At 47.4% G+C, this 5,749-nt stretch carries 3 protein-coding genes and 4 pseudogenes; 1 reads left to right on the plus strand and 6 read right to left on the minus strand.

Annotated features, from left to right (window positions below; all coding sequences use genetic code 11):
• From AB5Y92_RS21510 to AB5Y92_RS21525, 4 genes and pseudogenes are all read right to left on the minus strand, one after another.
• A partial coding sequence (locus AB5Y92_RS21510; protein WP_368227733.1) for an IS5 family transposase occupies positions 1–788 on the minus strand: 788 nt, incomplete at its 3' end.
• Between the two features lie 73 nt (positions 789–861).
• Positions 862–2,130: a UDP-N-acetyl-D-mannosamine dehydrogenase gene (gene wecC / locus AB5Y92_RS21515; RefSeq protein ID WP_164536395.1), complete on the minus strand. Its 1,269-nt coding sequence runs from the start codon at positions 2,128–2,130 to the stop codon at positions 862–864.
• A gap of 55 nt (positions 2,131–2,185) precedes the next feature.
• Positions 2,186–3,310, minus strand: a complete 1,125-nt coding sequence (wecB, locus tag AB5Y92_RS21520) for a non-hydrolyzing UDP-N-acetylglucosamine 2-epimerase (protein ID WP_164536394.1) — start codon at positions 3,308–3,310, stop codon at positions 2,186–2,188.
• A 69-nt stretch (positions 3,311–3,379) separates the two neighbouring features.
• Positions 3,380–3,599 (minus strand): annotated as a pseudogene (locus AB5Y92_RS21525) (transposase); the annotation flags it as partial.
• Between the two features lie 58 nt (positions 3,600–3,657).
• On the opposite strand from AB5Y92_RS21525, the pseudogene AB5Y92_RS21530 reads away from it, so the two are divergent.
• Positions 3,658–4,352: pseudogene (locus AB5Y92_RS21530) on the plus strand (IS1 family transposase).
• Between the two features lie 63 nt (positions 4,353–4,415).
• On the opposite strand, the pseudogene AB5Y92_RS21535 reads toward AB5Y92_RS21530, so the two are convergent.
• A pseudogene (locus tag AB5Y92_RS21535) lies at positions 4,416–4,792 on the minus strand (hypothetical protein); the annotation flags it as partial.
• Positions 4,793–5,221: 429 nt separating this feature from the next.
• Positions 5,222–5,749: pseudogene (locus tag AB5Y92_RS21540) on the minus strand (IS481-like element ISAs19 family transposase); the annotation flags it as partial.

Genomic DNA, 5,749 nt, shown 5'->3' on the forward strand with positions numbered 1-5,749 from the left:
GCAATCACAGCCTTGTTTTTGCGCGGATGCTTTTTGAGTTCCTTGAGCCTGCCAGGTCGCATCGCAATCGCCCATTGTGCCTTTACATCTGCCAGTTCTTCACGGTTTTCTGCCCCCTGATATCCGGCGTCAGCGAACACAAATGCCTCCTTGCCATGGAGCAGATTTCCCACTTGATTGAAGCCGTGCTCATTGGCGGCCGTGGTCTCCAGACTGTGCGTCAGGCCACTCTTGGCATCGACACCGATATGAGCCTTCATGCCGAAGTACCATTGATTACCTTTCTTGGTCTGGTGCATCTCGCCGTCACGCTCGCCACGCTTGTTCTTGGTCGAGCAAGGGGCCTCAATGAGACTGGCATCGACCAACGTGCCTTGCTTCATCATGATGCCGGCGTCAGAAAGCCATTGGTTGACGGAGTCGAAGAGCTGCCGGGCCAGCCGGCGCTGCTCCAGCAGATGGCGGAAGTTCATGATGGTGGTACGGTCGGGGATAGCCTGGTCCAGTGAGAGCTTGGCAAACAGACGCATCGAAGTAATCTCGTAGAGCGCATCCTCCATGGCGCCGTCGCTAAGGCTATACCACTGTTGCATGCAGTGAATGCGCAGCATGGTATCGAGTGGGTAGGGGCGACGGCCATTACCTGCCTTGGGATAGACGGACTCGATGACCTCCAGCATTAGTGCCCATGGGAGTAACGCCTCCATGCGAGCCAGGAATAACTCCTTACGGGTTTTGCGGCGTTTGCCATTGAACTCGCTATCCTCGAAGGTGAGCTGATGATTCATGCTGAACCTTATCCCTGATGCCAAGTGGGGCTCATGATCTCACATCAGGGACTTGTTCTCACCTTCCTTAGTTCTATATCCAAATACCTTTGGTATCAATGACAATTCCATCTCTGACCTTCACTTTTTTAAACGACCTATGATCAACTAATAAAACATGGATATCCGCACATTGAGAAGCTGAATCAAAACTCATTAATTCCAGATGCTTTAACTTAGCTGGAAGTTTTTTAATGTTTGGTTCTACAACAATGAGATGACCTGCATGCATAGTTGAAATATATTCTGTTATTGCAATTGCAGGGCTTTCACGTAAATCATCGATATCAGGTTTAAATGCTAAACCGTAGCATGCTATTACAATATCTTTTGCCGTCTTATCCGTATTCTTTTGCAGGAAATCTGCAATTGCTATCTTAATTTTATCAATAACCCAACTTGGCTTACTATCGTTCACTTGTCTTGCTGTGTGAATAAGTTTCGCTTCAGCCGGCGTTTTTGAAACGATGAACCAAGGGTCCACAGCAATACAGTGACCACCTACACCAGGGCCCGGTTGAAGAATATTGACTCGAGGATGGCGGTTAGCTAGGGCGATCAATTCCCATACATTTATATCTAACTTGTCACAGATAATAGACAACTCATTAGCAAAGGCGATTTGTACATCGCGCGAGCTGTTCTCGGTTAATTTTGCCATTTCTGCAGTACGTGCATTGGTGATCACGCATTCACCTTGAACAAAGGTCTTGTATAGCTCAACCGCGCGCGCGGAACATTTGGCTGTCATACCACCAATTACTCGATCATTTTCAACCAGCTCACGCACGACATGGCCAGGTAATACGCGCTCTGGGCAATGAGCAACATTCACATCAGCCTGTTCACCATGTGTTTGTGGAAATGTAAGATCAGAGCGCACTTCAGCAAGCCAAGCAGCCATTTGTTCTGTTGCACCTACTGGCGAGGTGGATTCTAGAATCACCAAGTCACCTTTTTTCAACACAGGTGCAATCGCTTTACTAGCAGCTTCGATATAAGAGAGGTCCGGCGCAGGAATCTCGCTCTCTGCACAAGGTAAAAATGGCGTCGGCACTGCAATCAGAAAGGCATCAGCCACTTCAGGTGTTGTAGTCGCTTTTAAATAGCCCCCAGTTACCGCAGCATGAACCATCATATCGAGATCTGGCTCAACAATGTGAATTTTACCTTGGTTTATTGTATCAACAGCGTGTTGGCTGACATCCACTCCGATCACTTTCCTTTTACACGAGGCGAACATCGCTGCAGTCGGTAAACCAATATAGCCTAGACCGATTACTGAAATTATTTCAAAAGACATTTTACGCATCCCAAATATAAGTTATCAAATTAGGTTACTGGTGATACTTTAAAAGCTATTTGCAAAGAGACTCTAGAATTCTCTGACACGCTTTCCCATCACCGTATGGGTTATGAGAAAAACTCATTGCTTGATAGGCTTCGCTATCAGTCAGTAAGGTGTCAATATTGGAAACGATTTTATCTACATCAGTCCCTACTAATTTAACTGTTCCTGCGGAAATAGCTTCAGGGCGCTCTGTTGTATCACGCATTACAAGTACAGGTTTACCGAGCGAGGGAGCTTCTTCTTGGATACCGCCTGAGTCGGTGAGAATTATGTACGCGCGATCCATTAAATAGATAAAAGGAAGATACTGCTGCGGCTCAATCAGAAGCACGTTATCCATACCACCTAATAAACGATTAACTGGTTCACGCACATTAGGGTTTAAGTGCATTGGGTATACTATTTGTACATCTGGGTGCTGTTTTGCCGTTTGCACAAGTGCTTCACAAATACGCTCAAATCCGTCACCAAAGCTTTCCCGGCGATGGCCAGTCACTAAAATCAGCTTTCTATTTTCATCTAAGTAGGAGAAGTGAGCAGCTAAGGTTGCTTTGAGGTCAACATCTTGTTCAATTTTTTCTTTCATCATTAACAACGCATCAATCACAGTGTTCCCTGTGACGAAAATATTATCTTCAGAGTAGTTTTCTTGAAGTAAATTTTGCTTAGAGGTCTCAGTGGGGGCAAAGTGGTATTGAGTCAACGCTCCTGTGAGCTTACGGTTAGCCTCTTCTGGCCAAGGGGAGTAAATATCCCCCGTACGGAGCCCAGCTTCTACATGGCCAATAGCAATTTGCTCATAATAAGCGGCCAAGCTGGTAGCAAAAGTTGTGGCTGTATCACCATGAACGAGCACCACATCCGGTTTAAACTCCTGCAGAACGGGCTTTAGCTCCAATAAAATTTGTGCCGTAACTTCATTAAGCGTTTGGCCTGTTTTCATCAGGTCTAAATCGTAGTCTGGCGTTATGTCGAAAAGTTCCAGTACTTGATCCAGCATTTCACGATGTTGTGCCGTTACACAACATTTAGCCTCAAAACGAAAATCGACTGCCAAAGCATGTACTAATGGTGCCATTTTGATAGCTTCGGGTCGAGTTCCGAATACTGTTAATACTTTTATTTTATTCATGTGCGTAATTTCCCAAAAATCTGGCTTTTTATAGTTTAAAACTACGTATTTGATAAATCACATTCCTAATTACCCATGAACCTCAGCCAGCTTCAAGAGCCGATATGGCATCGGAGATGCCTGCCGCGACTGCATGCCCAAATTCAACCAACATACTCTTGAGGTCCAAACGATGATTAAACCGGAAGCAGTATTCCGCAAGATGCCTTGGTAAATGCTTCGCTCCGAGCGTATGGTAACTGCCCCGCAGCGAGTTTTTCACATTTCCTATCGTCGTGTTTACCCAGTTGGTGATGCCTCCGATCGGTTGAGCTGGTATGATGGGTGCCTTTGAGACTCATAGCTTCATGGCATCCATCCCCGTTCACTGTCCTCGTTGCAACTCTGAACACGTATATCGCCATGGGAAGACCCCTGCCGGCCATGTTCGCTATCGTTGCCCCGTCTGTCCGCACGTGTTTCAGCTCACCTACACCTATGAAGCCCGCAAGCCTGGCGTCAAAGACAAGATTGTTGATATGGCGTTCAACGGCTCAGGTGTTCGTGATACTGCTCGCGTCCTCAAGATTGGCATAAACACCGTCATACGCGCCCTAAAAAACTCACCCCAAGGCAAGTAACCTCCGAAAAGGTGGTGCTAGATGACGTGGCGCTTATCTGCGAACTTGATGAGCAATGGGCCTATGTCGGCCATAAACAGCATCGACATTGGCTTTGGTATACCTTTAATACCAAGAGAAAACGAGTCGTGGCCTATACCTTTGGCCCACGCAACGATGAGACATGCCGTCGGTTGCCGAGCCTGCTTTCTCCGTTCCAGATAGGCTTTATCACCAGTGATGACTAGGGAAGCTATGCCAGAGAGGTGCCGAGCGAGATGCATCTGACCGGGAAGATATTCACCCAGCGTATCGAGCGTAACAACCTGACGCTCAGAACGCGCGTCAAGCGATTGGCTCGCAAAACCATCTACTTCTCTCGTTCCATTGAGCTCCATGAGAAAGGAATTGGTGCTTTTATCGAAAGACACCATTTCAACTGATTGGAGGCATTACCAATCAACCAATAGGCTGGCACCGCTCTTGACGTTGCTAACCCACTGCTACTTATCCAAATACCACTGAACGGTTTTGCGAAAAACAGATTCGAAAATCTCCGCAGGCTGCCAAGCAAGCTAACTGCTCATCTTGCTCGCATCGATGGGATTGCGGCGATCATGACCTGGGCGATCCACCACATAGGTGATTTGATCGCGGTAGTCTTTGCCCTCATCCCGGCCCTCTTCCGCAAAGGGAGAGGAGGCCTCAAATTAGGCCAAATGAGGCATAAAGCTCGCTATCGGAGACACTGACAAAGGATTCCAGATTACCTGCATAGGTAAGTTTATCGAAATTGATAACGGTATCTTGGGTATCACGAATGATATGGCGCACCACGGCAGAACCAATAAAGCTCTGCGCCACTGGTAACGAGAATTTTCATACAAATTATGCTCTTGTGAGAAACTGGAGTTCAGTTAGACCCCATAAAGATTATTCAGGATGGCTCTCTGATACGGAAAATCAAGCAAGTGCATGTGATGTGAGCAATCCGGAACAATATAAACAGAATGGGTTTTCAGCTTATTATGCGAACAACAACTGAACGAAAGCTATAGCTACCGCACTGGGTTACAGCCCCCAGCTTGCTGCTTTTCATCATATTGCTCACGCTGTTGGCCATCATGTCCTCCAGCTCTATTATGTTTTTGGTAATGAATATCACAATACGCAATCACAGCATGGCCGTGACATAACTCATCATATAGACCCTATTTTATCATCGATATGATATCCCGTATCCCCAAAAATGCACAGCTAAAATGTACAGATCTAGTTATCACCTGACACCGGCCTCAAACCGGTGTCTTGTTTACGCTACTTTAGTGCGCACTTCCTTCGGTATCAATTTCAGACCCTTTTTGAACATGCTGTAGGGAGTCTGTCCTTCCATCATCCTGCCTTGATGTGGCCGCTGGGTGTTGTAGTGCTCCAGATAGCTACCCAGGTCTGTCTGCATCTGCTCTACCGACTCATACCAGGTCGTTCTCCCCTTGATACGGAAGTGTTCATCCAGCAGTGTGCGATGCAGCCGCTCGATAAAGCCGTTGCTCTGCGGCCTGCGCACCTTGGTGGTTCGGTGCTCAATCCCCTCCAGTTGCAGGAACAGCTCGTAGGGATGGTGGTCAGGGCGCCCACAGAACTCGCGCCCGTTATCCGACAGGATGGTATAGACCCGTGCCTCGTGGATTTCAAAGAATGGCAGCACCGTTTCGTTAAGCACATGGACCGAGGTGATGGGCAGTTTGCTGGTGTAGAGCCGTCCCCAGGCGTGGCGGCTGTAGCAGTCCAGCACGGTTTGCAGATACACCTTGCCTACCCCCTTGAGTGCGCCGACGAA

The sequence above is a fragment of the Aeromonas sp. R1-1 genome, assembly GCF_040908495.1.
GTDB classification, from domain to species: Bacteria; Pseudomonadota; Gammaproteobacteria; order Enterobacterales; family Aeromonadaceae; genus Aeromonas; species Aeromonas veronii.

Bases quoted from the DNA above. Each gene is read 5' to 3' on its own strand.
- wecC (WP_164536395.1), bottom strand. From the start codon at position 2,130: ATGTCTTTTGAAATAATTTCAGTAATCGGTCTAGGCTATATTGGTTTA.
- wecB (WP_164536394.1), bottom strand. From the start codon at position 3,310: ATGAATAAAATAAAAGTATTAACAGTATTCGGAACTCGACCCGAAGCT.